This is a genomic window from Actinosynnema sp., assembly GCF_052038725.1.
This window is the reverse complement of sequence record NZ_JBQGCX010000268.1, coordinates 1-3,345: the sequence shown is the minus strand read 5'-3', so window position 1 is coordinate 3,345 and position 3,345 is coordinate 1. Positions and strand designations below refer to the sequence as shown.

At 75.4% G+C, this 3,345-nt stretch carries 3 protein-coding genes; all 3 read left to right on the top strand.

Annotation, left to right across the window (positions count from 1 at the left end; genetic code table 11):
- Nucleotides 1-1,185, top strand: a 1,185-nt coding sequence (locus ACTUAL_RS05230; RefSeq protein ID WP_440899449.1) for an acyltransferase domain-containing protein, incomplete at its 5' end; no start/stop codon positions are given.
- 14 nt (nucleotides 1,186-1,199) lie between these two features.
- Entirely contained in the window at nucleotides 1,200-2,021 is an 822-nt protein-coding gene (locus tag ACTUAL_RS05225) for a glycoside hydrolase family 16 protein (RefSeq protein ID WP_440899448.1), read from the top strand.
- The coding region (locus tag ACTUAL_RS05220) for a prenyltransferase (RefSeq protein ID WP_440899447.1) at nucleotides 2,018-3,345 on the top strand (1,328 nt) is incomplete at its 3' end. The genes ACTUAL_RS05225 and ACTUAL_RS05220, both read left to right, overlap by 4 nt.

Below are 3,345 nucleotides of genomic sequence, written 5' to 3'. Positions count from 1 at the left end.
CCGGACGTGTTGCTCGGGCACTCGATCGGTGAGTTGGCGGCGGCGCACGTGGCGGGGTTGTGGTCGTTGGGGGACGCCTGTCGGGTGGTGGCTGCTCGGGGCAGGTTGATGCAGTCGCTGCCTTCAGGTGGGGCGATGGCGGCGGTGGAGGCCGCGGAGGACGAGGTCACCCCGCTGCTCACCGCCGAGGTCGGCATCGCCGCCGTCAACGGGCCGTCCGCGCTCGTCGTCTCGGGAGCGCGCGCCGAGGTCGACCGGATCGCGGCCGTCCTGCGCGAGCGGGGCCGCAGGACCACGCGGCTGCGCGTCAGCCACGCCTTCCACTCACCCCTGGTGGAACCGGTGCTGACCGAGTTCCGCGAGGTCCTCGACGGCGTGGACTTCCTGGCCCCGACCACGCCCCTCGCGTCCGCGCTCACCGGCGTGGTCGACGACGAGCGGGTCCGCACCCCCGAACACTGGGTGCGGCACGTCCGCGAAGCGGTGCGCTTCGCCGACGCGGTGGCCGCCGCGCGCGCCAGCGGGGCCACCGCCTTCGCCGAGGTCGGACCGGACGGTGCGCTCTGCGCGGCCACCCGAGGGGCCACCGCGCTGCTCAGGGCCGACCGCCCCGAGGTGGCGACCCTGCTCACCGGGCTCGGCGCGCTGCACGCGCGGGGCGTCGCCGTCGACTGGCCCCAGGTCCTCGCGGGCGTCCCCGCCCGGCGGGTCGACCTGCCCACCTACCCGTTCCAGCGCAAGCGCTTCTGGCTCGACGCCACCCCGCCCACCACCGACCTGCCCGCGCTGGCCGAACGGCTCGGCCTCGCTCCCGACGAACCGTGGCAGGCCGTCCTCCCCAAGCTCGAGGCCGCCCTGAGCCCCACCCCGCCCGAGGTCCCCGACGCGGTCGAGCGCACCGACCTCAGGCAGCGGCTCGACGCGCTCGACCCCGACGAGGGCGACCGCGAGGTGCTGGAACTGCTGCGCGCCACCATCGCCGCCGTGCTCGGGCACGACTCACCGGACCAGGTGAGCCCCGAGGCCGACCTGCTCGACCTCGGCTTCGCCTCGCTGAGCGCGGTCGAGCTGAGCACCCGGCTGGGCGCGGCCACCGGGCTGGAACTGCCCCCGACGCTGGTCTTCGACCACGCCACCCCGATCGAGCTCATGCGCCACCTGCGCGTCGAGCTGACCACCCGCTGAGGAGGAACCGGACCATGGACACCCTCGACCAGCCCGGCGCGCTGCCCACCTCGCCGCACTGGCGCACCCTGTGGCAGGACGACTTCGCCGGACCGCCCGGCGCCCCGCTGGACCACGACCGCTGGAAGGTCGTCACCGGCAAGCCCTGGGCCTCCGGCCTGGAGAGCTACGCCGACGACACCGACCACCTGAGCCTGGACGGACAGGGCAGGCTGCGGATGACCGCCACCCACACCGAGGACGAGGGCTACGTCTCGGCGTGGATCGAGACCGCCCGCGAGGACTTCCTCCCGCGCCCCGGCGGCGCGCTCAAGGTCGAAGCCGTGGTGCGGACCGCTCCCGGTCTCGGCCTGGACTGCGCGATGTTCGCCTGGGCCAAGGGGATGCGCCACCTCGGCGACACCGAACCGCTCCAGGGCTGGTACCTGTCCGGCGAGCTGGACGTCTTCGAGGTGGTCAACTCCGAGCCCTCCGAGGTCTACGGCGTCGTGCACTCGCCCGAGTGCCACCAGTTGCCCTCGCTGGGCATGGGCGCCGCCACCCGCACCCCGGACGGCAGCCCGCTCAGCGACGACTTCCACACCTACTCGGTGGTCTGGACGCGGGGACCCGACTCCCTCACCTGGTACCTGGACGGCCGCGAGTACCTGCGGCTCACCCCCGAGGACACCACCGAGAAGGGCTGGCTATTCAACCAGGAGGTGTTCTTCGGCCTGCTCGTGGTGATCGGCAGCCCCGGAGGCCCGGTCCTGCCCGGCGACCCCGACCCGGCCGCGTTCCCGACGACCATGCTCGTCGACCGCGTCACCGTCGCGGAGCTGGAGCTGCCCGCATGACCGCCACGCGGGCCACCGGGCCCCGCCTGTCCGGGGGCGCCGTCGCGCGGGCTGTCGCAGACCTGGTCTCCGACCCCACCGGCGGGCTGCCCGCCTCGGTGTACGAGACCGCCCGCCTGGTGGCACTGGCGCCGTGGCTCGTGGGGCACGCCGAGCGGGTGGACTTCCTCCTGCGCGACCAGGCGCCGGACGGGACCTGGGCCGGTCCAGGACCGTTCGCGCTCGTGCCCACGCTCAGCGCCGTCGAGGCGCTCCTGGCCGCAGAAGCCGACCGGGGCGCCGTCGACCGGGGTCTGGCCGCGGCCGAGCGGTTGCTGGCCGACGTGCCGGGAACCGGGCTGCCCGCGACCCTCATCCCCGGCATGATCGTCCCGGCGCTGGTGCTCGACGTGAACGCCCGCCTCGGCCACGACCGGCTGCGCCTGCCCGACGGCCTCTCCCCGGACGCGCTGGTCGCGCTGCGCGACGACGGCTGGCGCAACCCGGTCTCCGCCTTCTACCTGGAGATCGTCGGACCCCGCGCGGTCGGCTCGCCGCACGTGCGGCCGGTGGACGGCGTCGTCGGCTGCTCGGCGGCGGCGACCGCCGCGTGGCTCGGCCCCGAGCCACCGGGGCAGGAGCGCGCCGAGTCGGTGCGCTTCCTCGAACGCACCCAGGCCGGGCTGGGCGGTCCGGTGCCGGGACTGACGTCGATGACCTGGTTCGAGCGCGGCCTGCTGCACTCCGCGCTGATCGACTCCGGGGTCGACCCGGCTGAGGCCGCCCCGCTGCTCACCGGGCTGCCCCTGGACGTCGGTGAGCGCGGCGCGCCCGCAGCGCCGGGGTTCGCCCACGACTCGGAGACCGCCGCCATCCTGCTGCTCGCCGAGTCCGACGCCACGGGGAGCACTCCCGCGCCGGACAGCCTGTGGGAGTACGACCGGGGCACCCACTTCCTCACCACGGTGCCCGTCGGCGCGCCGTCGGTGATCACCAACGCGCGGATTCTGCGGGCCCTGCGCCGCCGACTCGCGCAGAACCCGCCGGACGCCGCGCGCTGCGCCGACGCCGCCGACCGGATCACCGACTGGCTGCTGGCCGAGCAGAACGCCGACGGCCACTGGACCGACCGCTGGCACCAGTCGCCGCTGTACGCCACCCAGGCGTGCCTCCAGGCCCTCGCCGAACCCGGACGGGCGGCCACCTCCCGGACCCGCGACGCCGACGTCGCCGAGGCCCGCGCCGCTGCCCTCCGCCTGCTCCTGAGCACCCAGCGCCCCGACGGCTCCTGGGGCGTGTGGGGCGGCACGGTCGAGGAGACCGCCCTCGCGCTGCTCGCCCTGCC

Coding starts and splice junctions, on each gene's coding strand:
- ACTUAL_RS05225 (WP_440899448.1), top strand. CDS start 1,200: ATGGACACCCTCGACCAGCCCGGCGCGCTGCCCACCTCGCCGCACTGG.